This window comes from Actinomyces sp. B33, assembly GCF_028437565.1.
In the GTDB taxonomy this organism is placed as follows: Bacteria; Actinomycetota; Actinomycetes; order Actinomycetales; family Actinomycetaceae; genus Pauljensenia.
This window is the reverse complement of record NZ_JAMRYR010000003.1, coordinates 23,637-50,591: the sequence shown is the minus strand read 5'-3', so window position 1 is coordinate 50,591 and position 26,955 is coordinate 23,637. Positions and strand designations below refer to the sequence as shown.

21 protein-coding genes are annotated in these 26,955 nt (G+C 67.2%); 1 reads left to right on the top strand and 20 read right to left on the bottom strand.

What is annotated here, in order from left to right:
• Positions 1 to 24 precede the first annotated feature (24 nt).
• From M3T53_RS04855 to M3T53_RS04830, 6 genes are all read right to left on the bottom strand, one after another.
• A complete protein-coding gene (locus M3T53_RS04855) occupies positions 25 to 975 on the bottom strand; it encodes a PfkB family carbohydrate kinase (RefSeq protein WP_272433351.1) in 951 nt (316 codons plus the stop codon).
• A 49-nt stretch (positions 976 to 1,024) separates the two neighbouring features.
• Positions 1,025 to 2,716 carry a ribonuclease J gene (locus M3T53_RS04850; RefSeq protein ID WP_272433350.1) on the bottom strand — a complete coding sequence of 564 codons (1,692 nt, stop codon included), beginning with the start codon at positions 2,714 to 2,716 and terminating at the stop codon, positions 1,025 to 1,027.
• A 158-nt stretch (positions 2,717 to 2,874) separates the two neighbouring features.
• A complete protein-coding gene (locus tag M3T53_RS04845; protein WP_272433349.1) occupies positions 2,875 to 3,171 on the bottom strand; it encodes a ferredoxin family protein in 297 nt (98 codons plus the stop codon).
• Between the two features lie 29 nt (positions 3,172 to 3,200).
• Positions 3,201 to 4,505 (bottom strand): FAD-dependent oxidoreductase, encoded by a 1,305-nt coding sequence (locus M3T53_RS04840; RefSeq protein WP_272433348.1) that lies wholly within the window; start codon positions 4,503 to 4,505, stop codon positions 3,201 to 3,203.
• A gap of 12 nt (positions 4,506 to 4,517) precedes the next feature.
• Positions 4,518 to 5,390, bottom strand: coding sequence for an electron transfer flavoprotein subunit alpha/FixB family protein (locus tag M3T53_RS04835; RefSeq protein ID WP_272433347.1), 873 nt, complete (start codon positions 5,388 to 5,390; stop codon positions 4,518 to 4,520).
• Between the two features lie 17 nt (positions 5,391 to 5,407).
• Positions 5,408 to 6,169 (bottom strand): electron transfer flavoprotein subunit beta/FixA family protein, encoded by a 762-nt coding sequence (locus M3T53_RS04830; RefSeq protein WP_272433346.1) that lies wholly within the window; start codon positions 6,167 to 6,169, stop codon positions 5,408 to 5,410.
• A 194-nt stretch (positions 6,170 to 6,363) separates the two neighbouring features.
• On the opposite strand from M3T53_RS04830, the gene M3T53_RS04825 reads away from it, so the two are divergent.
• On the top strand, positions 6,364 to 6,927 hold the full coding sequence (locus M3T53_RS04825) for a TetR/AcrR family transcriptional regulator (RefSeq protein ID WP_272433345.1): 564 nt from the start codon (positions 6,364 to 6,366) through the stop codon (positions 6,925 to 6,927).
• Here M3T53_RS04825 and M3T53_RS04820 read toward each other — a convergent pair.
• The 14 genes from M3T53_RS04820 to M3T53_RS04755 all read right to left on the bottom strand — a co-directional run bounded on the left by M3T53_RS04820 (position 6,891) and on the right by M3T53_RS04755 (position 26,189).
• Positions 6,891 to 7,568, bottom strand: a complete 678-nt coding sequence (locus M3T53_RS04820) for an MBL fold metallo-hydrolase (protein WP_272433344.1) — start codon at positions 7,566 to 7,568, stop codon at positions 6,891 to 6,893. The genes M3T53_RS04825 and M3T53_RS04820 overlap by 37 nt on opposite strands.
• Positions 7,565 to 8,857: an MFS transporter gene (locus tag M3T53_RS04815; protein ID WP_334540465.1), complete on the bottom strand. Its 1,293-nt coding sequence runs from the start codon at positions 8,855 to 8,857 to the stop codon at positions 7,565 to 7,567. The genes M3T53_RS04820 and M3T53_RS04815 overlap by 4 nt, the downstream gene beginning before the upstream one ends.
• 160 nt (positions 8,858 to 9,017) lie before the next feature.
• Positions 9,018 to 9,893, bottom strand: a complete 876-nt coding sequence (locus tag M3T53_RS04810) for a MaoC/PaaZ C-terminal domain-containing protein (RefSeq protein ID WP_272433342.1) — start codon at positions 9,891 to 9,893, stop codon at positions 9,018 to 9,020.
• Positions 9,894 to 9,896: 3 nt separating this feature from the next.
• Positions 9,897 to 11,495, bottom strand: a complete 1,599-nt coding sequence (locus tag M3T53_RS04805) for an AMP-binding protein (protein WP_272433341.1) — start codon at positions 11,493 to 11,495, stop codon at positions 9,897 to 9,899.
• Positions 11,496 to 11,501: 6 nt separating this feature from the next.
• Positions 11,502 to 12,722, bottom strand: a complete 1,221-nt coding sequence (gene caiB / locus M3T53_RS04800; RefSeq protein WP_272433340.1) for an L-carnitine CoA-transferase — start codon at positions 12,720 to 12,722, stop codon at positions 11,502 to 11,504.
• A gap of 28 nt (positions 12,723 to 12,750) precedes the next feature.
• Positions 12,751 to 13,884, bottom strand: coding sequence for a crotonobetainyl-CoA dehydrogenase (caiA, locus tag M3T53_RS04795; protein WP_272433339.1), 1,134 nt, complete (start codon positions 13,882 to 13,884; stop codon positions 12,751 to 12,753).
• A 32-nt stretch (positions 13,885 to 13,916) separates the two neighbouring features.
• A complete protein-coding gene (locus tag M3T53_RS04790; protein WP_272433337.1) occupies positions 13,917 to 14,885 on the bottom strand; it encodes an alpha/beta hydrolase fold domain-containing protein in 969 nt (322 codons plus the stop codon).
• Between the two features lie 10 nt (positions 14,886 to 14,895).
• Positions 14,896 to 16,215, bottom strand: a complete 1,320-nt coding sequence (locus M3T53_RS04785) for an MFS transporter (protein WP_272433336.1) — start codon at positions 16,213 to 16,215, stop codon at positions 14,896 to 14,898.
• 832 nt (positions 16,216 to 17,047) lie between these two features.
• The gene (gene dapA / locus M3T53_RS04780; protein WP_272433335.1) at positions 17,048 to 17,944 is read right to left on the bottom strand and encodes a 4-hydroxy-tetrahydrodipicolinate synthase; all 897 of its coding nucleotides are present in this window, start codon (positions 17,942 to 17,944) and stop codon (positions 17,048 to 17,050) included.
• Positions 17,945 to 18,014: 70 nt separating this feature from the next.
• Entirely contained in the window at positions 18,015 to 18,554 is a 540-nt protein-coding gene (locus M3T53_RS04775) for a GNAT family N-acetyltransferase (RefSeq protein ID WP_272433334.1), read from the bottom strand.
• Entirely contained in the window at positions 18,551 to 19,294 is a 744-nt protein-coding gene (dapB, locus tag M3T53_RS04770; protein WP_272433333.1) for a 4-hydroxy-tetrahydrodipicolinate reductase, read from the bottom strand. Before dapB ends, M3T53_RS04775 begins: the two co-directional genes overlap by 4 nt.
• Before the next feature lie 264 nt (positions 19,295 to 19,558).
• Positions 19,559 to 20,875: a M16 family metallopeptidase gene (locus tag M3T53_RS04765; RefSeq protein ID WP_272433332.1), complete on the bottom strand. Its 1,317-nt coding sequence runs from the start codon at positions 20,873 to 20,875 to the stop codon at positions 19,559 to 19,561.
• 655 nt (positions 20,876 to 21,530) lie between these two features.
• Positions 21,531 to 23,186: a SpaH/EbpB family LPXTG-anchored major pilin gene (locus M3T53_RS04760; RefSeq protein WP_272433331.1), complete on the bottom strand. Its 1,656-nt coding sequence runs from the start codon at positions 23,184 to 23,186 to the stop codon at positions 21,531 to 21,533.
• A gap of 153 nt (positions 23,187 to 23,339) precedes the next feature.
• Entirely contained in the window at positions 23,340 to 26,189 is a 2,850-nt protein-coding gene (locus tag M3T53_RS04755; RefSeq protein WP_272433330.1) for a CshA/CshB family fibrillar adhesin-related protein, read from the bottom strand.
• Positions 26,190 to 26,955: the final 766 nt, after the last annotated feature.

Below are 26,955 nucleotides of genomic sequence, written 5' to 3'. Positions count from 1 at the left end.
CAGGCGCGCCGCCCGACGACCGCCTTACCGAACCGGGGCGTCGCTCACCCTGCCGGTCGCCATGACGGCGTCGACCTGCTCGCGGGTCGGCACCGGCAGCGCCGACTCGTGGGAGATCGCGATGGCCGCCGCGGCGTTGGCCATCGTGCACGCCTCCGTCAGGCTCATCCCCATGAGCAGTCCCGCGCACATCGTCGCCACGTGGGTGTCCCCCACGCCTGCCGTGTCCGCGACCGTCGACTCGTAGGGGGCGATCGGGACGAACTCGGCGTCGGCGTCGGCCTGCACCTCGCAGCCGCGCGCGCCCATGCGCCTAACGACGCCCGCCTCGGGGCGCATGAGCTCGCGGATCGACGAGGCCGGCGAGTAGGAGGCGAGGATCTTCGTCAGCGCCGCCGACTCCCGCAGGTTCATCGTCACCAGGTCGGCGCGCCCCAGGACCTGCTTCCACGCCTCGACGGGCACCTGCTCGACCGCCGGGGACAGGCCGATGACGAGGCGGACCGAGGCGGGCAGGGACGCGGCCCAACCGCCGAGGACCTTCGCGGAGTACGGGTTCGTCAGGTCCGTCCCCGACACGTAGATCAGGTCCCCGGGAGTCAGGACGAGGTGGTCGAGGGAGGCTCGCGACGGCTCCGACTCGACGCCGGCGGTGACGATCGACGTCATCGACCCGGTCTCCTCGATGAGTTGGATCGCCACGCCGATGTCGCCGACGAGCTCCTGCGTGAGGACCTCCACCCCGGCCTCAGCGAGCTGCTGGCGGACGGTGAACGAGTTCGGCCCGGTCCCCAGGGGGGAGGCCAGGGCCGCGCGCACGCCGAGGGCCGCCACCGTCGACAGCGTCGTGAAGCCGCCGCCGGGACGCGAGCCGGCCGCGTCGGCGTGAACCGAGCCGCCCGGCGCCGGCATGTAGGAGATGTTCATCGGCAGCACGAGGACCACCGAGTGGGTCGAGATGAAGCGTCCGGTCATGGGCTCCGATCCTGTCTTGCGGCCGTCCGGGGGCGGGGTCTTGCTGGTCTCACTGCTCGGTGACGACCGGGACGATCATCGGGCGGCGCCGCAGTCGGCGCGCGACCCAGCGCCCGATGACGCGCCGCATCGCCTGCTGGAGGACGTAGGGGTCGACGCGGCCCGGGGCGGCCGCGTCCTTGAGGGCCGCCTCGACGTCGGGGAGGATCTCGTCGAAGACCGAGTCGTCCTCGGCCATGCCGATCGCGCGGATCGTCGGACCGGCGAGGACCATCCCGGAGTCGTGCTCGACGACGGCGTAGACGCTGACGAACCCCTCGGAGCCGAGCGTCCGGCGGGTCTCGAGCTCGTCCTCGGAGATCTCGCCGATCGAACGACCGTCGACGTAGACGTACTCGCAGGGAACCGCGCCCGAGACGCGGGCGACGCCGTCCTTCAGGTCGACGCACACCCCGTCCTCGGCCAGGACGACGCGATCGGGGGCCAGCCCGGTCTTGACGGCGAGCTGCCCGTTGGCGACGAGGTGGCGGACCTCCCCGTGGATCGGCATGACGTTCTTGGGCTGGATGATGTTGTAGCAGTAGATCAGCTCGCCGGCGGACGCGTGCCCGGAGACGTGAACCTTCGCGTTGGCCTGGTGGACGACGCGGGCGCCCAGGCGCGTCAGATCGTTGATGACCCGGTACACGGAGTTCTCATTGCCGGGGATCAGGGAGGACGCGAAGACGACCATGTCGCCCGGTTCGATCGTCACGGTCCGGTGGGAGCCGACGCTCATGCGCGACAGGGCCGCCATCGGCTCGCCCTGGGATCCGGTGGCCATGTAGACGCGCTGCTCCGGAGGCAGGCCGTCGATGTCCTTGAGGTCGACGATGAGCCCATCGGGGATCGTCAGATAGCCCTTCTCCTCGGCGATGCGCATGTTGCGCTCCATGGACCGCCCGACGAGGGCGACCTTGCGCCCGTGGTGGTGGGCGGCCTGCATGACCTGCTGGACGCGGTGGACGTGGGAGGCGAAGGAGGCGACGACGATCTGGCCGGGGGCCTCGCCGAAGACGCGGTCGAGGACGGGCCCGATCTCGCGCTCAGGGGTGATGAACCCGGGAACCTCGGCGTTCGTCGAGTCCACCATGAACAGGTCGACGCCCTCCTCCCCGAAGCGGGCGAAGGCCCGCAGATCCGTCAGTCGCCGGTCGAGGGGGAGCTGGTCCATCTTGAAGTCCCCGGTGATGAGGACCTTCCCGGCGTCGGTGCGCACGAAGACGGCGAGGGCGTCGGGGATGGAATGGGTGACGGAGACGAATTCAAGGTCGAAGGGGCCCACGTCGAGGCGGTCGCCCTCGGCGACGACGTGCATATCGGCGGCCGGCAGGCGGTGCTCGCGCAGCTTGGGCTCGACGAAGGCCAGCGTCAGGTCCGAGCCGTACAGGGGGATGTCGTCGCGGAGTTTGAGGAGGTAGGGGACGGCGCCGATGTGGTCCTCGTGCCCGTGGGTGAGGACCACGGCCACGACGTCGTCGAGGCGGCCCTCGATCCAGGAGAAGTCGGGGAGGATCAGGTCGACGCCGGGCTGAGACTCCTCGGGGAAGAGGACGCCGCAGTCGACGACGAGGAGCTTGCCGCGGTACTCGATGACGTTCATGTTGCGGCCGACATCGCCCAGGCCGCCCAGGGGGATGACGCGCAGGGCCCCGTCTTCGAGGGGCGCGGGTTCGGGGAGGTTCTCGTACAGGGGCTTCATGAAGCCGATTCTACTGGTTCTTGGTTCTTCGACCTCGATGCTGCGCTTCGGGTCGGCCACACGCCCGTACCAGCGGGCGCGCAACGACGGCGGGGGAAGATCCCCCGCCGTCGGCCCCCGGGGAGGTGCCGGAGGCGGTCTGATCGCAGCCGAGGCGCCTATCCCTCGCGGAACATGATCCCGAAGCTCCCGCGCGGGTAGCGCCACTGGAGGACGCCCTGCGGCGCCACGGCCAAGCACGTGCCGCACTCGAGGCATGCCGCGTACTCGACGCCGACGCTGCCGTCGGCCTCGACAGAGTACACGTGCGCCGGGCAGATGCGCTCGAGCAGGGGCCCCGCTCCGAGTTTGCGAGCGAGCTGCTGATTGACCTCGATGTGGGACTCCTCCTCATCCAGGTTGTAGGTGTTCCTGGCCAGTCGTGCCGGAACGCTGTCAATGACGAGTTCAGTCACTGCTCCGTGCTCCTTTCAGAAGATGCGGGTCATAGGGCGCGGATACCCGCCAGGACGTCCCCGATGAGCTGCGTGATCTTCAGTCCCGACGCCTTGAAGGCATTGAGACCGACCGTGCGCAGGTGACGCCGGGGGGTCAGGTCGTGGGCGAAAACGCCGTGGAACACGTCGGCCGCGAGCCTGCCGTACTCCTTGTACATGCGGGGGCGCTCGAGGAAGGCGGGCGCCCGGGAATAGGTCCTCATGTCCTGGCCGACGAAGCCCTCGTCGAGCGCCCTCCGATACCCGTCCATGGCCCCTTGGCCGAAGTCCATCGTCGCGAATGCGCTGTCGATGGCCTTCGCCGCGGCGAGCGCAGAACCCGCGGCGAGGTCCATTCCGCGGATCGTCAGTCCGGTGTTGAGGGTGAAGCCGGCCGCGTCCCCGATGATGATGAGCCCGGGGCGGGTCAGATCATGGGAGGTCATCGCCGGACCGTCCTCGATAGTCAGGTGGCATCCGTACTCGAGCAGCTCGCCGCCCTCGACAAGAGGGGCGATGGCCGGGTGCTTGAGCAGATGGTCGTGGACGTCCGAGGAGGACAGTCCCGACTCCTCGAGATCGTCGAGGCGCATGACGACGCCGATGGAGACGGACTCCTCGTTGGTGTAGAGGAATCCGCCGCCGGCGACGCCCCTGGTGCAATCCCCGACCATCGCATAGGCCACCCCCTCGTCGCCGCGGACGTTGAAACGGTCCTCGAGAACCGTGCGCGGCAGTCCGATGACGGACTTGACGCCCACGGCGAGGTGCTTCTTCGGCTCCTTGCGCCGGATCTGCGCGCCCTGGGCGATGAAGGAGTTCACCCCGTCCGCGGCGACGACCACGTGCGAGCGCAACTCGTCCTCGCCGGCCCGCACGCCGACGACCTGGTCGCCCTCGATGATGAGAGAATCGACCTTGACACCGGGCATGACGGTCGCTCCCGCTTCCTCGCACTGCTCGAGAAGCCAGGCGTCGAGTTTGGCGCGCAGGACGGTGACGGCGTTCGCGGGCTCGGCCAGGCGCCGGTCCCAGTAGTCGATGGTGACGAACGACTCCTCGTTGATGAGGCTCACGCAGTTGCGCGTGATCCTGCGCTCCACGGGAGCAGCATTGACGAAGTCGGGGAAGACCTCCTCCATCACCCGGCAGTAGAACACGCCTCCGGAGAGGTTCTTCGAGCCGGGCTCCGCTCCCCGTTCGATGAGCAGGACCTCCCGGCCCTGGTGGGCCAGGGCGTAGGCGCACACCGCGCCCGCCACCCCTCCCCCGATGACGATCACGTCGAAGTCGACGTTCGCTTCCTCGGACACGGTCTCCTCGTTTCAGGCCAGCGCGGCCGCGAGTGCCGGCACGACCTCGTAGATATCGCCCACGATGCCGTAGTCGGCGATGCGGAAGATGGGGGCGTTGGCGTCGGTGTTGACCGCGACGACGATCTTCGATCCCGCCATTCCGGACGTGTGCTGCACCTGCCCGGAGATCCCCAGGGCGATGTAGAGGTCGGGTGAGACGCGCATGCCGGAGACGCCGATGTAACGGTCCTTGGTCATCCAGGCGGTCCCCTCGGCGAGAGGGCGCGAGCAGGCGGTCTCCGCGCCGAGCGCGTCGGCGAGGGATCGGGCGATGGCGAGATCCTCCTCGGACTTGAAGCCGCGGCCGCACGAGACGATGCGCCGGGCCGCGGCGAGGTTCGCCGGGCCGGAGGAGGCGGGCTGCGCCGAGACCACGGTCGCGCCCATCGGCGCCGCCTCGTGGGTTTCGGGCGCGGGGCCGCCGGCCTGCGTCGCTGCCCCGCCGTCGAGAACGAGGACGGCCCCGTTGAATTCGACGGTCTCGTTGGTGAGGCCCCCGTAGCGGGCGACCTCGGCGGTATCCGCGCCGACGCTGGTCGCGCCGACGATGATGGGAAGGGCGAGGGCCGCGGCGACGGCCCCGGCGAAGGCCCGCTCTGCGGGCCGGTTGGCCGTCAGGACGACGTCGGAGCCCGCATCCGCGAGCAATCCCGCGACCACCCCGGCATAGGCCTCGGCGGGGGTGTTCTCGGCGACGGGGACATGGATGATGCGGTCGACCCCGGTGACGCTGGGAGCGGAGGGGGCGACGGCCACGACGGTGGAGGTCCCGCCGATCGAGGCGGCGGTCTCGACGAGGGCGCCGATGCTCTCGTCGGTGGTGAGGATCCAGGTGTTCGTCATTGTTCTGCTGTCCTTTCTCAGAGCGCGCCGGCGTTGCGCAGCGCTGCGACGAGCTGGGCGGCAGCATCGTCTCCGGTGAACATTTCATTGCGGCGCGCCTGGGCGACGGGCTTGGAGCGGCCGGTGATGTCGAGGGTCACGGGGGTGATCGGCAGGTCGTCGACGGGCACCTCGTCGAGCGGCTTCTTGCCGGCGGCGAGGATGTCCTTCATGCCGGGGACCTTGACGGGGACGGCATCGGTGGCGACTGCCGCGACGACGGGGCCGTCGACGGTGATGGTCCGAGTGCCGCCGGCCGTGCTCTGCGTCAGGGTCCAGCCGTCTCCCGACGCCTCGATGGCGGTCACCTCCTGGAAGCAGGGCCAGCCGAGGAAGCCCGCGATGAGGGCGGGAACGATCTTGGCGGACTCGTCGATGGAGGAATCCCCCGTCAGGACGAGGGCCGCCTCATCGACTGCGCCGACGAGACCGGCGAGGGCGCTGGCCACCGTGGTCGCGTTCCATGCGGAGGTCGCGTCGTCGGCGACGACGAGTGCGCGATCCATGCCGCGCGAGAGGGCGCCCTTCTTCGCCATGGATGTCGCGACGGCAGGGGTGCCGACGGAGATCCCGACGACGTCGGTTCCCAGGGAATCGGCCAGGTCGCGCCCGACCTGCACGGCGACGGGATCGTACTCCGAGATCGAGGCCTTGGCGCGCGACCAGTCGACCGACCCGGAGGCGTCAACGGTGGTGTCTTGTGGGTTAGCGGCGTACTTGTACGCGACAACGATGCTCATCGTTTGCTCTTTCTGCACGAGGTGCGGGTAGCGGTGTGTTATGTATGGTGGGAATCTCTGGAGAGGTCCGATAGAAATCACTCACATAGCGATATGTGACCCCCTTGACGAAAGGTGCGTGGGCAGTGGCGCATCCTGCGGTTCTCACCTCGCCTAAACCCGGTCGGCCGCGCGACCCGCAGTTGGAGGAGCGCGTGTTCCGGACAGCCCTCGACGTGTACGGGGAAGACGGATGGGCGGGCTTCAACCTGACCAAGATCGCGGCGGAGGCCGGGGTCGGGAAATCGAGCCTGTACTCTCGCTGGAGCGATCGCGATGAGCTCCTCCACCGCGCATTCACGGCGCTGGTGATCTGCCCGGGCCCGATCGGGGACTCCCCCCGGGAGGTCCTCGTCAACGAGGCCGATTTCCGTCTCCGGGAATACCTGGGGCCCAATCGCTCCGCCGTGCGCCGCCTGTTCGTCGAAGCCGGCAACGCCGAGGACCCGGTGATCTGGCAGATCTACGAGGATTTGTTCGTCACCCCCTTGTCGGCCATTCGCGAGCGCCTGTGGCGCTTCAAGGCCGAAGGCGGGCTGCCTCTCAACACGTCGGTGGTGCGGCTCTTGGACGCGATCGAGGGCAGCGTGCTCATGCGCACCTTCTGCCTGCCCGACGACGTCATCGACTGCTTCCTGGAGAAGGTCCCGGCCTATGTTGCCGATCTTGTCGACGATCAACTTCACCACCATGAGCCCTCGCGCCAGTTGAGCGCCTGATCCCCGCCGCCCAGCTGCGGCCCGGCGATCGAGCGCAGCATGGGCCGCTCCTGCGCCAGGGTCGTCGGCCTGCCATGACCGGGCAGGACGGCCAGGTCGGTCCGGAGCTGCGACAGCCGGGCGCACGAGCGCCTCATATCAGCGGTATCTCCCATGACGAAAGCGGTCGAGCCGACGGCCCCCGCGAAGAGCGTGTCCCCGCTGAAGAGGGTGCGCTGGGATTCGCTGAGCAGGCAGATGCTGCCCGGGGTGTGGCCCGGGGTGTGGAGGACCCGGAGGCTGTCCTCTCCCCATGCGACGACATCCCCCTCGCCGAGGGGCCGGTCGATGCGGTCGACGGTGTAGTCGACGCCCTCCTCGTCGAATCCCGACCGGTGGACGTCCGCGACCCCGTCGACGTCGTCGGCCCCGCAGGCCACCCAGCAGCCGTGGGCGTCGACGAGCTCGTTGACGGCCCCGATGTGGTCGCAGTGGCAGTGGGTCAGGACGATCCCGATGACGCGAGCGCCGGCGAGCCAGCGCAGGAGCAGGTCGGGCTGAGCCCCCGGGTCGATGAGGAGCGTGCCGCCGGTGTTCGTCAGCGCGTAGCACACGGCCCTCCACGCCCCGACGGCGATCCGGTCGATGGTGAACACCGTCACCGCCCCCTGAAGTCGGGCGAGCCCGTTTGGGCGAGCGTGTACCCGCGCGTCTCGGGGGCCCAGATGATCGAAACGATCATGCCCAGCGCGGAGATCGCCGCGCCGGCGAGCATCGTCATGCCGATCCCGTGCTCCGCGGTGAACGCGGGCAGGACGTAGATCGACACGACTGTGCCGATGCGGCTGAAGGCCATGGCGAAACCCATAGCGGTCGCCCGGATCTCCGTGGGGAAGAGCTCGTTGGGGTAGAGCCATTCGAGGTTCCCCGGCCCTCCCGACAGGACCGCGTAGGCGATGAAGCACCCCATGATGAGTCCGATTCCGGCGCCGGGCAGGAACCCGATGAGGGCCAGGGCCGCGGTCATTCCGGCGAAACAGGAGATGATGAGAGGCCGGCGGCCGATCTTCTCGCACAGGTACATGGCGGGGAGGGTGCCGAGCATGAAGAAGGTGCCGATGAGCAGCTCGCCGAGGAGCACCCTCCTCCCCTCCCCCAGGCCGACGGCGCTGATGATCTGGGGCCCGTACGTGTACAGGGCGAACATGGGGATGGCCTGGCAGAGCCAGATGACGCCGATGAAAAGGACCCGCTGAAGGTAGACGCCGCGGAGCACCTTCATGACCGTTGTCGGCGCGGCCTGCTCATCCTGAGGAAGGCGCACGTTCGCCCCCAAAGTCTCGTGGACGATGCGCTGGGCCTCGTCGCCCCTCCCCTTCGACACGAGCCACCGGGGGGACTCGGGAATATTCCACCTGCCCGCCAGGATGACGAGGCACGGGATCGCCGAGGAGGCCAGCATCCAGCGCCACCCCCATCGCGCGTCGATGAGGGCAAAGCCCACCAGGGCGGCGACGTTCGCCCCCAGGTACCAGGCCGCCGCGATGATTCCCATCGCCGCGGCGCGGTACTTGCGCGGGGAGAACTCCGCGATCATCGAGGTCGCGATCGGGTAGTCGGCGCCCACCGCCACGCCGATGAGGAAGCGCAGGGCCACCAGGGCCGCGGGAGAGTCGACCAGCGCGCATGCGACGGACAGAACCGCGATCACGACCAGGTCGATGACGAACATCTTGCGCCGACCGATGAGATCCGTGACCCATCCTCCGACCGAGGCGCCCAGGAACAGGCCGACGAGGGCGGCGACGCCGAGGAGGCCTTTCCAGTGCGCGTCGAGGACCAGGTCGGTTCCCATCGCGCCCAGCGCCACTCCGATGATCGACAGGACGTAGCCCTCGAGGAATGGGCCTCCCGAGGAAAAGACGATGACGCGCCGCAGCAGCGGCGTCATCTCGAGGTCTTCCAGGTCGATGACGGGCTCATCGCTGGTCACGTCGGTCTCCTTCCGATCTGAGTGCGGGATGCACGCGGGTGGGGGTTTTCGCGGTGGCGCGGGAGGGGCCTCCCGCGCCACCGCTCGGAGCCGTCCCGGGGGCTGCATCAAGAGATGGTCAGCGGTACTCGATGACTCCCCAATTCAGGTGCGGCTTGGCGCCGGTCTCTTCGGCGTCGGCATCGACCAGGGCGAAGCGCAACTCCCCCTCGCCGACCTTCCACAGGAGGGTCTTCAGAGTCGAGCCAGGATGCACGGGCGAGGTGATGCGGGTCTTGAAGCGCGTGATGCGCTCGGGCTCTCCCGGCACGAAGGCGGTGATCGCGTGGCGCATGACGACTCCCGCGTAGGAGATCGCGTGCAGGATCGGGCGCGGCTCGCCGTTCTCGGCGGCGTAGTCCCAATCGATGTGCTGGGGGTGGTAGTCGCCCGAAAGGCGGTAGATGAGCGCCTGATTCTCAGGGATCGTCTCGACGACTTCGATATCCGCCGGGCGATCGGGCATCTCGACGATGTCCTTGGGGGCTTGGGGGCCTCCCCACCCGCCGTCGTAGATCAGGCAGTCCCAGGACTCGTTGGTGAAGAGCAGGTTGCCGTCGGAGTCGTAGGTGTCGCCGATGTGCTGGGCGAGCAGCCCCCGGCCCTCGCCGCGATCGTAGAGCCCCTCGAGGCGCACTCTGGTCTCCAGGCGGTCGCTCATCTTCGTGATCGGCCTGTGGAAGACGATGTCGAAGCCCCAGTGCAGGGAGCCCGCGTAGTTGTACCCGTAGTCGATGGTGCGGGTCACCTCCGAGTCGACGATGAGCATCGCGCCGAACATCGGCAGCACCTTGAGCCTGGGTTCCCGCTCGTCGTGCTCATTGAGGTACTCGAGGCCGTCCTTGCCATCGATGCCCGCACCGCAGCCCAAGGCGAAGAGCTCCAGGTCGCGGAAGGTGTAATCGCGCACGAATGGGCCGAAGGTCTGCCCCACCATCTCAGTATTGATCGCCATTGTTCATTGTCCTTTCGCGGGATGGTTTCTTGATATCGCCAGGAGATGCTTCTGCACTTTCCCGTAGGTACCGCGCGGAAGATCGTCGACGAATTCGACGACCGTGGGCACCTTGTAGGCCGCGAGTCGGCGCTCGCAGTGATCGAGGACGGATCGGACGCTGAGCTCGGCACCCGACGCGGGCACGACGAACGCCTTGACGGCCTGACCGCGCACGCTGTCGGGCACGCCGATTACGGCGACCTCGCAGACCCCGTCCAGGTCTCCGATCACGCTCTCGACCTGCGCCGAGGAGACGGACTCTCCCGAGCGCTTGATGAGGTCGACGCGCCTATCGACGAAATACACCCATCCGTCCTCGACATAGGCGTAATCGCGGGTGTAGTACCACCCGTCCTCGTCGATCGCGGCGGCCGTGGCCTCGGGATCTCCCCAGTAGCCCGCCATCAGGCTCACCCCCGGGACCCCGTGGAGGACGAGTTCGCCGACGTGCCCGTCCGGCAGGTCGGTGCCGTTCTCATCGACGATGCGAACGGCGTAGCCCGGCCCCGCGCGGCCGATGGAGGGCCACCGGCGGGGCCCGTGCGCAGAATCGGTGATCGCGCCGATCAGGCACTCGGTCGAACCGTAGTTGTTGAGCAGCGGGACGCCGAAACGGGACTCGAAGGCCTCCTTGTCCTTCGTGCTCAGGGGCAGGAAGTAGTGGATCTCGCGCACGTGGTGATCGCGCTCGTCAGGATCGACGGGCTGGCGCAGCATCGTGGCGGCGATCATCGCCATCCCCTGGACGAGGGTCGCCCTGTGGAGGCGGGCCTGCTGCCAGAAGCAGGTCGCCCGATAGTGGGAGATCATGATGAGGGTCGCGCCCAGCGTCAGGACGGGCGCGAGCGCCGAGAGCTGGTAATTCACCCGGGCCGCCACCATCGAGGTCATGTAGCGGTCCTCGGGGGTCATGTCGAGTTCCCAGTTGACGAAAGCGCCTGAGAAGACGATATTCGCATGCGTGATCATCACGCCCTTGGGCTCGACGGTGGTCCCCGAGGTAAACAGGATCTCGCACAGATCCAAGGGCCCCACACGCGGGTTCGAGACGAAAACCGCGCTTTCTCGCCGACTCAGCTCATCCAAATGAGGCAGGTCCGCGGCGACCGCCTCATCCGCGTCGTCCCCCCTGCCGACCACGACGATGTCCTCGACGGTGACCGGCAGGTGGGGGCGCACCCCTCCCACGCCCCTGACCCGCGTCACGAGCGTCGCGGCGCGGCAGAGGCGGAGGATGCGGCCCAGCTCGACGGGCGCCGAAGAGGCGTCGACGGGGACGGCCACAGACCCCATCTTCGCCAGGGCCAGCATGCACTCCACGAACTCGATGCAGTTATCGAGGTAGAGCGCCACCAGGCTCTTCTCACCGATGCCGCGCGCGGCCAAGGCGTTGGCGCACTGGTTGACCCGCGCGTCGAACTCTCGATAGGTGAAACGACGGGTCTGACGGGTCCGAGCGTCCTCGTACACGAGGAATTCGTGCTCTCCCCTGTCTTTGACCTGTCGCTCCCACAGCTGCGGCAGCGTGGTGGTCTCCGGCGTGAACTCCGAGCGGGCCACGATCTGTCAGTCCTCGTCGGCGATCTTCACGGTTCCCGTTTCCGCCAGGCGCGCGATCTCCTCCGCGGAGTAGCCCGCGCGCGCCAAGACGTCCCGCGTGTCCTCGCCCAGGGCCGGCATGGGGCGCCAGAACGCGCCGGGGCTACGGGAGAACTTCGGGAAGGTGTTGAGTCCCATGACGCGCTCGCCGTCGGCCTTCTCCCATTCGATGAAGCACTCGCGCTGCTTGACGTGGTCGGCGGCGAGGATGTCCGGGAACTCGTTGACGACCTGAGCGGCGATCCGATGGGCGACGAAATCGCTCTGCACGTCGTGCTTCGACTGGGTCTTGAGGTAGGCCTCGAGGGTCTCCTGGATCAGCTCGGCCTTGGGGCCGTTGAGCCACAGCGCCGAGGTGTCCTCCGGGTATTCCTCAGTGCCCCACAGGTGCCCCAGGCCGATGGTCTCGAGCAGGTACTTGTTCTGCGGCACGCCGTAGAGGCACAGCCCGATGAATCCGTCCGCGCACTCGTAGACGCCGATGCCGCACAGGTTCTGGTGGCGCGCGCCGGGCCGCGGATACGAGATCCCGGCGTTCATGAAGTCCATCATGTAGTAGGTGCCGACTCGCAGGAGTGTCTCGTACATCGCCATGTCGATGCTCTCCCCCTCGCCGGTGACCCCTACGCGGTGGAGCGCGGCCAGCGCGGAGGAGACGATCATCAGGGAGTTGATGTAGTCGCCCAGGTAGGGGGAGATGTTCATCGGCTGGTCGGTCGTGCCGTTCTGGGCGATGATGCCCGCGTAGGCGGCCACGGTCAGGTCGTAGGCCGCGGAGTTGATCTGCTCGTCGTCGCCCCACTGCCCGAATCCGGACACGTGGACGATGACGAGCCTCGGATTGATCTCCCAGAGGAACTCGTCGGTGATCCCCTTGCGGGCGTACATGGGCCCTTTGGAGGACTCGATGAAGATGTCGGCGTCCTTGACGATGGCCCTCAGGGCCTCCTTGCCGTCCTCCGTGAACGGGTTCATGGAGATCGAGCGCATGTTGCGCCGCTCCATCTCCTTGACCCAGGCGGTGTCGCGCATGGAGTCGCCGGTCCACACGTTCTCGATCCAGGTGACGTCGGCTCCCCATTCGGCCATGACGGCCGCCGCCGTGGGGGCGGCGATCTCAACGGCGGAGTAGACGACCTTGACGCCGTCGAGGACTCCGAATGAGGGCTTGTCCGTGGGCAGTGCCATCTCTGTCGTTCCTTTCTTCCTCGGGCGATCAGCGGTAGTCGTAGAGGGCGGAGCGCCCGGCGGCGAGGATCATCATTTCGTCGGTGCCCCCCGAGACCCGGTCGACCCTCAGGTCCCGGTAGAAGCGCTGAACGCGGTGCTCGCCGGTGATGCCGACGCCCGCCAGGACTTGAAGGGCGTGGTCGACGACTTCGAAGGACGCTTGGGAGCAGTAGTACTTGGCCATGGAGCAGTCGCCGCGCGACAGGAGGCCTTCGTCGTGCTTCCACGCGATCTCGTAGAGCATGTTGCGCATGTTCGTCAGGCGGATCTTCATCTCGGCGAACTTGAGCTGGATGAGCTGGTGGCGGGCGATGGCCTGACCGCCTTGGATGCGCTGGTTGGCGTACGTGGCGGCGTCTTCGAAGGCGCAGTAGGCCTGGCCGTAGTTGGTCAGGGCCACGAGGAATCGCTCGAGGTCGAAGTCGGCGACGCCCCGACGGAAGCCGTTGCCCTCGGTGCCGAAGAGGTCCTTCTCCTCCAGTTCGACGTTGTCGAAGTAGACGTCGCAGCACGAGTCCATGCGCAGGCCCAGCTTGTCGAGAGGCTCCTTGGTGATGCCCGGCAGGCTCATGTCGACGAACCACTCGGTGTAGGTGTCCATGTTCTCCGAGTCGCGCGCCATGACGACCAGGTAGGGGACGTGCAGGGAGGAGGTGATGAAGGTCTTGTGCCCGTTGAGGTAGACCTTGCCGTCCTTGCGGGTGTAGGTGGTCTGCATGTCGTCCCACGACGATCCCGCCGACGGCTCGGTCATGGCGTAGTTGATCATCTGCTTGCCGGAGCCCACGAAAGAGAGGATCTTCTCCTTCTGCTCCTCGGTGCCTTCGCGCAGGACGGTGTCCCAGCAGGGCATCTGGTAGAGGACGTAGGTGGGGCCGCCCGCGCGCCCGAGGGCCTCGTAGGCCGCCGTGAGGGTGACCCAGTCGGCGCCGAGCCCGTCGTGCTCCTCGGGCAGGAGGATGCGGTCGAACCCGAGTTCGCAGATCGCCTCGGTCCATTCGATCGGGTACTCGTGCTTCTCGTCGCACTCGTGGAAGTACTTGTCCCATCCGCGTGAGCGCATGAGTTCGGTGAACGCGTCCACCATGAGCTGCTGGTCTTCGGACAGGGAGAATTCCATGGTGAGTCCTTTCTGTGCCTGAGCGCCTGCGCTCAGCGGTCGAGGGGGTGTTCGGTGTAGAAGTCGGCGGCCTCGGTCAGGACGCTCATGGTCTGGTCGAGCATCCTCGAATGGTGGAGGAACCCGTGGATGACCCCTTCGACCTCGTGGAAGACGCGGGGGACCCCGCATATTCCGAGGATCTCCGCGAGGGCGCGCGAATCGTCGCGCAGGGGGTCCAGTCCCGCGGCCGCGACGTAGCAGGGCGGGATCCCCGAGCTGAAGTCGTTGCCGAGGATGTTGAAATAGGGGTTCTCGGCGTCCGCCGGGTCGGAGAGGTACTGGTCCAGGTAGTAGGCGTAGTCCTCCTCCGTCAACCCGTCCCAGGGTCCTCCGAGCAGGCGCATGGACATCGAGTCCCGCAATCCGTAGGCCCCGTAGAACAGGAGCAGGGCGCGCGCACGGGCGAGCGATCCCTCGTCGCGCATCATCAGCGCAGTCGCGACGGCCATGTTGGCCCCGGCCGAGTCGCCGGCGAACGCGATGTCGTCGGGGTCGATGCGCCACTGGTCGGCGCGGTCGCGGATGTTCGCGATGACGTCGCGGCACTCGTTGATCTGACGCGGGAACTTGGCCTGGGGGGCGAGGGTGTAGTCGATGCTGATGACGGCCGCGCCCGTGAGATGGCACAGGGTGCGGGTGATCCGGTCGTGCGTATCGACGTCCCCGATCACCCATCCCCCGCCGTGCGTGTACACGATGAGGGGGAGGATTCCGTCGCCGTGGGGGCGGTAGTGGCGCACGCGCACGCAGCCGTGGCGCGTGGGGGTCTCCTCGTCGACGCAGGAGCCGACGCTGGGGCCGCCCTCGTTCCAGAACGATCGTTCCGCACGGTACGCCCGGCGCATGTCTTCGAGGCTCTGCCCGGTGGTGTAGGCCCCTTCGGCGAGTTCGTTCTGGGTGGCGACGACCTGTCCCATCTGTTCGCTCCACAGGTTGGGAGCGTCGTACTTGTGCCCCATGTCCGCGCCCTTACGCGTTCCGCTGGGCGTTGTCGCGCCTGCGCGCGACGGCGATGAGGCAGAAGGCGCAGACCGCCGCGATGAGGGCCGCCCCTGCGAGGATCAGGAAGATCTGGGTGTAGGCCGCGGCGGGGTTGTCCTGGTGGGCGTCGCGGATGGAGCCGAACCAGATGTAGGAGAAGGTGTCCGGCAGGAACCCGATGACGGACAGCAGCCCGGTGGCGGTCCCGAAGACGCTGACGGGGACCTTGCCCTCGGTGAGCTGACTCGAGCAGATGCCGAAGACGCCGTTGGCGATGAAGGCGAGCAGGATCGCCATGGCGACCGCCGCGTACGCCAGGGAGGCCTGGGCGGGGAGGAAGGCGAAGGCGAGCAGACCGACCATGACGACTGCTGATCCGGCCCCGATGACCTTCGAGGGGGATCCGAGTGCGCCGGCGATCGCACCGAAGACGGGGGCCGAGACGAGCGAGACGCCGTACGTGCGGACAGTGCCGACCACGAGGACGATGCCCGGGGCGATGTGCATGACGTTGTTCATGTAGCCGGTGGTCTGATTGACGCCGGTGTAGAAGAAGTAGACGAAGAAGAGCGTCAGCGCGGCGAGCCACACGACGGGGTTCGAGAGGACTTGCCCGAGCTGCGCCAGGTTGAAGCCGCCTTCGGAAGATCCGATCTCGCCTTCGAACTTCGGGATGAAGAGGAAGGAGAGGACGGCGAGGACCATGATGACGCTGCCGAGGACGAGGAGGAGCACGCGCATGGGCACGATGTCGCCCTGATCGGCTAGGCGGGAGACGATGGCGGCGTTGACGAATCCGAGGATCAGGCCGGCCAGCCCGTAGAAGCCGTAAGACAGGCCGATGTTGCGGGAGTACTGGTCCTCTTCGGAGACGAGTCGGACGAGCTTGAATCGAATGCCCCACCAGATGAGGATCGTCGTGACTCCCATGGCGATGAACAGGCCGATGAGGGTCGCGTAGGACGGGAAGAGCGCATACCAGTAGGTGAGCAGCGCAGTCGTACCGAACCCCACCCAGGCCAGGGTCCGAACGCGAATCCGATCGGCGACGATGCCCGACGGCAGGTAGCACACGAGGGCGGTCCACGAGTAGGCCGCCAGGAGCGTTCCCAGGGTCGTTGCGACGTTCTCCTGGCTCGCGGCCCCTGAAGCGATCAGGGCTTTCCCGAGGGGCTCGTCGAAGACGTACTGCAGGTAGGCGGGCGTGTAGACGATCGAGCTGCCGATGGAGACCAGGATGAGGAGGAATACCCGGTGGAATCGCGTGAGCTCATCGGCGCAGCGTTCCTGAGTGAGGTTGCTCAGCACTATGATCACCTTTCATATGGCGAGGAGGGAATAGTGTTTTCGTCGAGGGGTTCGCGCTTTTCTTTCATGCGCGGGTTGAATTCCGATAATTCGCGTCACGATAACGACTTCGGCCACCGCTCTGATCGACATTGATATTCACGCGGTACTGAGAGTCGCATTCGCTAAGCGCCACGACGGATACGGTAGCGACGCTTCCCACGCTTGCCCTAGACGTTAGTCCCAGAACTGCCGTTATGAATTTCGGTCCCCCACCGTCCGAAAACGACTTCTGCGCGATATTTGGCCACTATTAGCTAAACCGGTTTCTTTTTGGACGAATAATGTCCATTTATCTAATGCCCTCGGCATTGGCGCGGCTCAGGAACGGGCGAGCCGAAATCCGGCGCATCGCACCTTCGAGAGGGGGAGGAACACCCCGACTGGCCCTGTACGGATAGGGAGTCAGCCGCGGCGGCGTCGATCCTCTCATCGGAGGCCGTACTGACCCCGTGCATCGGGAGTCAGCCGATCCGATCGAAAGCCGGTCGATCAGATCCTGGTCGGACTCGACCGCCGGGGCTTCCCGACGGGCATATGGCACGACGGGGATCGCCGATGCCCGGTCGCGGATGCCCGGGGGGCGGGCGTCCGGCGCGGCAGCACTGCGGGCACTGCGCCGCGCCGCGGGCGGGCCGTACGAGGAAGCGCCGCGGGCAGGCCCTTGCGGGGAGGAGAGTTGCCATGGTCGCCATGACCGCCGCACAGCGGCTGCGGGCAGGCCCTGGCGAGGAGGAGCGGCCTTCGATGACGGACCGGCCGGTCTGCGGGCGGACTCTTCGGAGCGCGCTCCTCAGAGCAGGTCGGCGTCCCTCATCGCCTGCTCCAGTCGGGCGACCTGCTCGCCGTGCGCCTGGACGAGGGGCAGGCGCACGGCGGGGCTGGAGATCAGGCCCTGGAGGTGGACGGCGTGCTTGGCCATGACCGCGCCCTGCCCGCCGCCCATGACGGCGGCGACGAGGGGTCGCAGGGAGTAGGCGAGTTCGCGGGCTTCCCACACCTGGTCGGCGTCGAGCAGGTCGATCATCCGCCGGTAGTGGCGCGCGGCGATGTGGGCGACAACGGAGATGAAGCCGGAGGCCCCGCCGGTCATCCACGCGAAGTTCAGGCCGTCGTCCCCCGAGTAGTACTCGAGCCCGGTGCGGTGCATCCGCTCGACGCCCTGCTCGACGTTGCCGGTGGCGTCCTTGACGGCGGTGATGCGCGGGTGGGCGGCGAGGATGTCGAGGGTGTCGTCGCTGAAGGCCAGGCCGGTGCGCCCGGGGATATCGTAGAGCATGATCGGCAGGTCGGTGGCCTCGGCGATGGCCAGGACGTGGGCGCGCAGGCCCTCCTGGGAGGGCCTGTTGTAGTAGGGGGAGACGACGAGGAGCCCGTCGGCGCCGTGGGCCTGGGCTCCTTCGGCGATGCGGACGGCGTGGGCGGTGTCGTTGGAGCCGGCGCCGCACAGGATGAAGGCCCTGTCCCCCACGGCCTCGCGGACGGCATCGGTGAGGTCGTTCTTCTCCGGCTGGTGGGTGGTCGATGATTCGCCGGTCGTCCCGGACAGGAGGATCGTGTCGCTGCCGTCGTCGACGAGGCGGCCGGCGAGGCGCTGGGCGCTGTCGAGGTCGATGGACCCGTCCTCGTGGAAGGGGGTGACCATCGCGGGGGCGAGTGTGCCGAAGGTGCGGGGCGGCGTGTGGCTCATGGGGGCGAGCATATGCGGTCGAGGGGTGCGCTGGCCCGAGCGCTCGCGGTGTGGGCGGCGTGTCAGGGGGTCAGAGGGCGGCCCACCACAGGTGCTGGACGAGGTCGTCCGCGCGGGCACCGGGGGCGGTCAGGCGGCAGCGCAGTCCGGCCGGGGCGAATCCGGCCCCCTGATAGAAGCGGATCCTCGCCTGGTCGTCGGCTCCGACCCAGACCCTCAGGCAGGCGGCCCCGGTGGTGTCGGCGATCGCGTGGAGGAGCCGCGAGCCGTGGCCGCTGCGGGCGAAGTCGGGGTCGACGGCGAGCTCGTGGATGTCGGCGCCGGCCGGGATCGGATCGCGGCCGGCGATGTCGATCCTCTCCCCGGGGGCGGCGAGGGCGTAACCGACGACCGCGGTCCCGTGGAGGGCGACGAGCGCGTGCACGCCGGGCGGGCGCGACCCGGTCAGGCTCGTCGTCCAGGCGGCGGCCAGGGAGGCGGGGTCGGCGCCGGGCAGGCCGGGGGCGAGGGCTGCGAGGGCGGCGGCTTGGATCCGTCCGATGTCCGAGGCGTCGTCTGCCAGGGCGGGGCGCACCGAGCGGTCGGCGCCGGGTCGGGGCCGGTCGGTCACAGCCCGAGGAGCCGGTCGAGGCCGATGGTCAGTCCGGGGCGGTCGGCGACGCGGCGGATGCCCAGGAGCACGCCCGGCATGAAGGAGGCGCGGTCGAAGGCGTCGGTGCGGATGACGAGTTGCTCGCCGGGGTTGCCCAGGAGGATCTCCTCGCTGGCGGTCAGGCCGCGCAGGCGCACCGCGTGGACGGGGATCCCGTCGACGCGGCCTCCGCGGGTTCCCGCGGGGTCGGTCTCGGTGGCGTCGGGCAGGGGGCCCAGGCCGGCGTCCTCGCGCGCCCGGGCGATCCGACGGGCGGTGGCGGCGGCGGTGCCCGAGGGGGCGTCGACCTTGTCGGGGTGGTGCATCTCGATGACTTCGGCGGATTCGAAGTAGGGGGCGGCGATCTGGGCGAATGTCATGGCCAGGACCGCGGACATGGAGAAGTTGGGGGCGATGAGGACGCTGAGCCCGGTTTCCCGTGCGTGGTCGCGCACGCGCGCGTAGGCGTCGTCGTCCCAGCCGGTAGTGCCGACGACGACGTGGGCGCCGGCGTCGAGGAGGGCGTGGACGTTGGTTTCGGTGACGGCCGGGGTGGAGAAGTCGACGGCGACCTGGGCGCCGGCGAGGATTTCGGCGGTGATGGCGTCGCCCGCGTCGAGTCGGGCGACGACGTCCATGTCGTCGGCGTTCGTCACGGCGTCGACGACGGTGGATCCCATGCGGCCTTTGGCCCCGGTCACTGCTACTCGGATCTGCATGGGCTCACCCTATCGGCTCCGCGCCGCGGGCTCGCGGCGGGTCCGAGGGTGGGGACGCGCGCAGGGCCGGGCGATCGGGCGGGGTCGGTCGGGGCACGGGGAGACGACCCGAGCGTCATGGCCGCGGATCGCGCCCGGGTCCGTGCGGCGTCGTCCGGGGCGCCCCGGGGGCGGAGCGCCCCGGATACGGGGGCTGTGGGCAGTCGCGGGGCGTGCGAGCGCTCCGCCTCGTAGACGAGGGCCTCCCCTGGTACGGGACCGGTGTCAGTCGCGAGGCAGGACGAGAGCGCGGGCGCGGGTCTGGCGGGCCAGCCGGGCGGCGAGGCCGCGGACCTGGTCGGCGGTGACGGCGTCGATGGCGTCGAGGGTTTCGGCGACGGTGCGGTAGCGTCCGGAGACCTCGGCTCGCCCCAGGCGCATCATCCGCGACCAGTTGTCCTCCAATCCCAGGGCGACCGAGCCCCGGACCTGGCCTCGCACGCGCGCGAGTTCGTCGTCGGTGGGGCCGTCGGAGGCGAGGTCCTCGAGCTGGCCGATCATGATCCTCTCGACTTCCGCGAGCCGGTCGGGGGAGGTCCCCGCGTACATGCCGAAGCTGCCGGTGTCGGAGTAGGCGGATTCGAAGGCGTAGGTCGTGTACGCCAGGCCGCGCTTCTCCCGGACCTCCTGGAAGAGCCGTGAGGACATGCCGCCGCCGAGGACGCTCAGGAGGACGGACATGACGGGGCCGTCGTCGTGGTTGGCGCGCATGCCGCGGGTGCCGACGATCAGGTGGGCTTGCTCGACGTCGCGTCGGCGCACGATCTCGTGCTCGTGGTCGAGGGGCGCGGGGGCGGCGGTGGGGCGGCGCGGGCGCGACGGGCGGGAGCTCGCGGCGGCGTCGGCCCAGGAGGAGTCGGCGAGGGCGTCGGCGACGAGGCCGGCGAGGCGCGCGTGGTCGACGGCTCCGGCGGCGGCGACGACGAGGGCGTCGGGCCCGTAGTGGTGGCGGTAGTGGGTGTGGACGTCGTCGCGGGTGACGGCCCGGATGGCGTCGGGGGTGCCGCCGATGGGCCGCCCCAGGGGGGTGTCGCCGTGGACGGCGAGCTGGAAGGCGTCGTGGACGACTTCTGTGGGGCTGTCCTCGCTCATGGCGAGTTCGTCGAGGATGACGCCGCGCTCCATGTCGAAGTCGGCGGGGTCCAGGCGGGAGTCGGCGACCATGTCGACGAGGGTGCGCACCGCCATGTCGAGGTCGTCGCCGAGGATGCGCGCCCAGTACGCGGTGTGCTCGCGGGCGGTTTCCGCGTTCGACTCGCCGCCGACGGAGTCGAAGGCGACGGCGATGTCGAGGGCGGAGCGCCGGCCGGTGCCCTTGAAGAGGAGGTGCTCGAGGAAGTGGGTGGATCCGGCGTGGCGGGGGGCCTCGTCACGCGAGCCGACGGGGACCCACAGGCTGATGCCGACGGAGCGGGTCGCGGGGACGGCTTGGGTGATGATGCGGGTGCCGGCGTCGGTGACGGTGCGCTCGACGGCGGTGTCGGAGTCGTCGAAGGACGCGGATGCGGGCGCGCCGATGGGCAGGTCGATGGGCGGTGTCATGGACGGTTCCCCTCAGGCTGCGGTCGTGTGCTGTCGGCAGTGTAGTTCCGCGGCCTCGCCGGCCTCCCCTCCGACTCGTGTGGGATGGGGCTCGTCCGATGCGCCGGGGCCCGCGTCCCCTGGACAGGGGTGCGCGGGCCCGTAGCTGGTGACCGGGTCACCGGTTGTGGGGCGTCCCGTCGGCTGTCGGTACCGGGGGCCGGGATGCGCTCGGTTGTCGACGGCGCTGGGCGCTGTCCATTCCGTAGAAAGGCAGGGCCAGGAGGAGTCCGATCCAAAAACCCCACCAGGCCCACGCAGGGATATCGGTCCCGGCGACGATGGCATAGATCAGGCCGGATCCCAAGACGGCGGACCCGGCCAAGGTCGAGACCTCGGCGAATCTCCTCCAGGCGCTCCATCCCCTCCATGCACGAAGCATTACAGCCTTCTTTCTGTTGTCATGGGCTTCATCTCTACTCTACGCGAGCCGGATTCTTGTCTCTTCATCTTCGGCAACGGGTGAGAGTCAGTGCGCATGAAGAGGCGACTGACTGACCCGTCCGCCCCCGGTGAGGCCGCGCACGCGAAGGGGCGACGGGGAAAGAGGATTCCCCGCCACCCCGTTCAGCCGATAGATCGGCTCAAGGAGCCTGCCACCCGGCTGCTCGCGATGTCATGAGATCTGCTGACGACGCCGGTGCACGACGAAGGCGGAGCCGACCGCGAGGAGGATCACGGATGCACCACCGATCGTCAACAGCAGTTCACCGTTCGCCCCCGTCAGCGGAAGCTGAGGGACGTTCTGCTTGGTGTTCGGGACTTCAAGATCGTAAGAGGCTTCAGCGGTTTTGCCGATCCTCACCTCCAGGGATGTCAACGTGTTCGCCGGCATCGTGTAGCCCGCCGGAGCAGCGATCTCCTCAAGCACGTAGCAGCGGGACTGGGCGTTGGCGATTCCGTTGACCGAATCCGAAACATAGAGGCCGTCGATCGCGACGAGGCCGGCGTCATTGGAGGTGAATTCTCCCGTGGGTACGGCCGCGGTCGTGACCGCCTGATTATCCGACTTCTCCGCGAGGCAGGCCCCTGGGGTCCCCTTCCCGTTGTATACCTTGAACTTCGCTCCGGCGAGGCCCTTCTTCGACGCGGTGTCGTTCGCGTCGTACTTGAGGATACGGGCGTCGCCCCAGTTGGTCGTCACTTCATTGGTGGGGACCGGGGGGACCGGAGGCTCGGGAGGGGTCGGCTGGTCCGGTGTCGGGGGAGTCGGCGGATTCGGCGGCTCAGGCGGATTGTCGGGTGTCGGGGGAGTCGGCGGATTCGGGTTCGTGTAGGTATCGACGTAGAGCTTCGCGGTGTTCTTGATGACGCCGCTCGCCTGTCCATCGGTGTCGAGCTTGGTCACGGTACCGCTGAAAGTCGTGATGATCTGCTTGCCCTGCTTGGCCCAGGCCTTCGCCAGTCCCTTGTTGGTCAGGACCATCGTGACCTTGTTATTGATGATCGCCACGGTGTAGTCATCAGTGGCGGTCAGGGCCGCGCCGTCGAGAAGGACCTTCTCGACCTTGACGTCGCCAAGGCGGACGTCCAGGTCATCTTGGACCCAGTAGAAGGCGAAGAGCTTATCCGCAGAAATCGTCGGGATCTCTGTCGTCACTGGGAATGTGACGACCGCCCCCAGACCGTAGGCGGTCTGTTGGTCGATTGTTTTCTTCGCCGTCGCCACCGAGTTCTTCGGATAGGCGTGGACGTCGTAGAGCCATGTGCCCGACGGGGTCGGATCCGTCGTATCGGGGTACGGGAGGGTCACAAGGAACGGAGCGGCCTTGGCGACGACCGTCGTCGCCTGGCCGTCGATCTTCGCCCCGGAGGTGTCGGTCTCGCATGCGACGTAAGCGGCGACGGACAGGCCGGAGAACACCGCGATGCCTTCAGCGGTGGTTTTAACGGCCTTGATCTTCTCGGTCGTGTAATCTTTCGTATCGACCGTCAGTTTGTCACAGGTGGCGGATACGGTCGCTTGGGAGAGATTCTCCCAGCCGGCGAACTGCGTGAGATCGAGATCCTTGACCTTGTACAAGGTGAACTCGACTCCCTCGATCGCCTTCGAGGCCACGCCGGGGGTGCCGCTGGGGTCTCCCGTCACCACTGCACCGGTCTGCTCGATGTGCTTGTGAAGCGTGATCTTCCCATCGCTGACGGTCGTATCGATGTTGCCGAAACTCGGCTCGGTCGCCCATGCGGTGCCACTCAGGCCGACGAGGCCTATGGCGATCGCCGTGCCTGTCGCAAGCACTCGGCGCACGAGGGGATGGCGTGTGGTTTCCACAAATTGTCCTTCCACTATGTTGCCTTGATGGATGAAACAGCAGGAATTCTTGTGTTCATTGAAAGAGTGCTGTCAGCCCCTATTACGCGCCTCCTCACTCGGTGTTCGATGCGAGAGCTCGTCTTGCAGAAGACACGGGAGCATGCTCGTCAGTCATCGGCTTGACCGAGTCCGTCGCCGTCCGTGCGCGAGGATGGCTCCCGCGATCACGCCGAGGCCGCCCACCGCTCCTCCGAGAATGAGGAAGGAGTCCGTGCTCGTCCCACCTGTCAACGGCAGGGGTGGGACTTCCTGAAGACGATTCGTGAATGGTGCGGAGAATACGTAGTTCAGCTGGTCCCGGGTGATGGTGAAGGAGTACTCCTGCGAGGAGATCTGATAGCCGGGCGGAGCGACGGCCTCGATGAGGGAATAGGGGGTATCGCTCCAGGAGAGGCCTTCGACCTTGAACACGCCTGCTTTCGGATCGACATCATAGTAGGTGCCGTTAGGCGCATGGGGGCACTGGGAGGGGATTGAGGCCACGCAGTCGGCGATGACCACGCCTTCGGCCGGCAGGGACGCCCCTCCCGTCAATGACCACTGTGAGCCCGAGAGCGTATGAGACTCGTCCGACTCGTCGGCTTTCTGCCAGGTTACCGACCCCGTGATCCGTCGGTTGACCACTGCGCCGTCCTCGTTCACCGGACCCGAGCCGAGCGCTTCGAGGGTCCCCTCGAGACCAGTGGGGATGATCGTCGTGAATCTCAGGGAATCGGGGAGGACGGAGTATCCGGCGGGGGCGGTCCTTTCTTGAATGGAATAGGTTCCCCAGCGCAGATTCGTCAATCGGAACCGGCCGGGTGCTGGATCCTGATCCAGGTGGTCGCCGACGGGGCAGGCCGCGCGTTCGCAGTCGACGACAACAGTCTCCGGGGGGACTCCGGGTCCGGTCAGCACCCATGAGGTCCCTCCGAGGAGGGTCGCGGAATCCTCGTCGACCTTATTCCAGGTCAGGGTTCCAGGCAGGCTGGAGTTCGTGATCGTGCATGTCACGCGGTCCGAGTTCGCGACGGTCACGGTCGATGTCGACACGGTGGACTCAAAGGGCACTCCGGTTTCGCGGATGGTGCCAGGGGTTTCGGCGCAGGTCCAGTGCCCGGCCTCGTAGGCGGCCGCATCGGCATGGGTCGACTGCTCGGAAAGGGCGTACTTTCCTCGCTGGACTCGTTGGATACCCGTATCTCCGAATCCCTCGACACGAGCAAAAGACCCGGATGCGACGGCATTGCGGCCCGAGAGCGCCCATTCGTGGGGCGGAAGGGCCCCGACCTCTTCGGACGCATGGGGGGCATCGACCTTCTTGACGATCTGGAGCGTGGGAATGCGAACGGAGAGCTTGTAGTCCTCGACCTCGCCGGTGGAGGTGTTACCTGTCGGTTTCTGCCCATCGCCGTTGTTGTCGTTGGTGATCCTCAGGCGCATGTAGGTGTCGTTTTCGCTGCCGGGTTCGTTGTCGACGCTGCGGACGACGTCGGCCGGCACCGCCCATTTGACGACGGCGCTCTTGTCTGCGGGCGAGCAGGGGGCCTCGGTGCTCTTCTCGGAGGAATCGAAGGATCCGTTGTGATTCCAGTCGATCCACCCGGCCACCTTTCCCGGCCCCATGCAGGCGACAGTGAGGTCGTATAGCGCTCCGGGCTGAGTGGAGATCCCGAGGGCGATCACTGAGTCCTCGACCGCATCTTCGTCGTCCGGGCTCCCCGAATCGTCGTCGCCGCGGGCATTATCCGAGTGCTGTTGCTCCCCTTCGGCGTCGATCCGAGTACCGAGGACGGTCTTGTCGGTGCGCATCCGGGCCTGTCCGACACCGAACATGTCTTGGCCGTTCGACGTGATCTGTCCGTCTTCCCAGGTCGGCTGGAACAGTGATGAGGCCTTCCCGTACGAGGCCGGGGCGTCTCCGAAGTCGGTGGCGATGACTAGGCCGAGCGCAACGGCGGAATACCCGGCGCCCTGGATCGTGATTCGGGCTTTCGTCGCCCCCTCCATAAAGGTCACGACATCAGGGCCTCCCTTGCCGACCGGGTACTTCCACTTGTCATGTTGAATATCGCTCTGATAGGCGCATTCCTCACCGGTGGGCATGAAACGCAGCTTCGAGATCGCGCCGCCGCTCCCCTGGATCCACGCCTTGGTCGTGATCGGGCACCCGTCGCCTTTGAGGGTGTCGAGAACTCGGAATTTCGCGATCCCGTCGAGCGTGTCCACTTGGATCCATTCATCTTTCCAGCCCTGCTGCGAAAGGCTGGTCTCGACGTTGTTCGAGTTCCCGATCCCGTCACTACTACGGTCCGAGGACGCTTCAGCATCGGCGAAGACAAGCCCTTCAAGCGGTACATTCTTCCCGTTGAGCGTCGCGGTACATGAGAGGGTGAATCTCACTCGGGCGTTCAGTCCGGTCGGAGCATTCCCCTGCGTCCAGTCGTGGTCCTTGTCTTCGTAGGAGTGATCGCCGACGTAGGCATAGCCGTTCGCCAGGCCGATGACCATCTGATTCGGATTGATGAGATCGTCTGGATAGGACTGCCAACTCTGGCGGATAGGGTAGCCTCCCTTCCAATACTGCGCTCCTCCGACGTTGTACATGTTGTCTAGGGCGTCACCCGCCCAGGTCCCGGGGATCGTCGCGACCAGCGGTGCCTTGGATTGGGCCGGTCTTCCGGTTCCGCTGCCGATGTAGTCGAGATCCGATAATTGGCACGTGGTGACGAGGGTTCCCGCCTCGCCCAGATCGCGCGCGTTCGTGAAAGTCTTGGTCTGCCCATAGTCCAGGACGGGAACCCTGGGACGGGGGTTGTTCTCGAACTGGGAGTAGTCCGCCCATTGGAGCCATTGGATCGATTCCTTGAAGCGTCCAGTTCCTCCCGTGGCGAAGACCGCCGGTAGTTCGCCGGCTCGGGGGGCGCGCGGAGTCGCGGAGTAAGCGGCTGGCCCCGGTTCCGAAGCCCCGGGGGTCACCATCCCCTGATCCCACGCGGCCGAGGAGTCTGGTGAATGTGAATCGAGCCCTTCGTCATTCGTTTCAGGAGGAGCCATTTCAGAGTCTTGCGATTCCGTTGCCGCCTCCTCCTCTGTGTCGTTAACCTTGTCGACCGTCCCCGAGGGGCGAGAGGTTCTCCCCTCGAAACGCTCGGTTGCCGACTGTCCGCCCGATTGGGGGGCCGATCCGACTGCGACCGGCTCTCCTTGCGCCGCGAATGCCCCTCGGGCTCCAGCGGTGTACAGAACGCCCCCGGAGGAGACCAGTAGGCACGCCACCACTGCGAATGCCATAACGATGCTCCGACGGCACCGAGGATGCGAGCGAGCATGAGCGGCACCGGGGGCGGCAGGGGAATTGAATAACACGGATTATCAGTCCTCGCGGTCAACAGCCATCGAATAGGCAATAGACGCCCCAGGAAAACTCACCTGAATATGTGAACAATCCGTCGTCGAAGAAGGAGCCCATCACCGCCCCATCATCTGAAAGCAGTTGACCTATCAGCGCTCGAATTCTCTGGGGCACCAATGCTTTCTCTCGCGCTTTTAGACTCCTGGAGCACGTCGAGGATAGCTCCCCCCCCCCGCAACTTTTCCTGGATAATCGCTGGAAAATACCAAGAAAAGGAAAAGGACCGGAAACAGCTATTCCCCTGTTAATGCAGGTCAGGACACTTATATTGCTGACTCATCAGGAACCATTCGCCACTCCGGACGACTGCTTGCGTTCCCAAGGCACCGAACG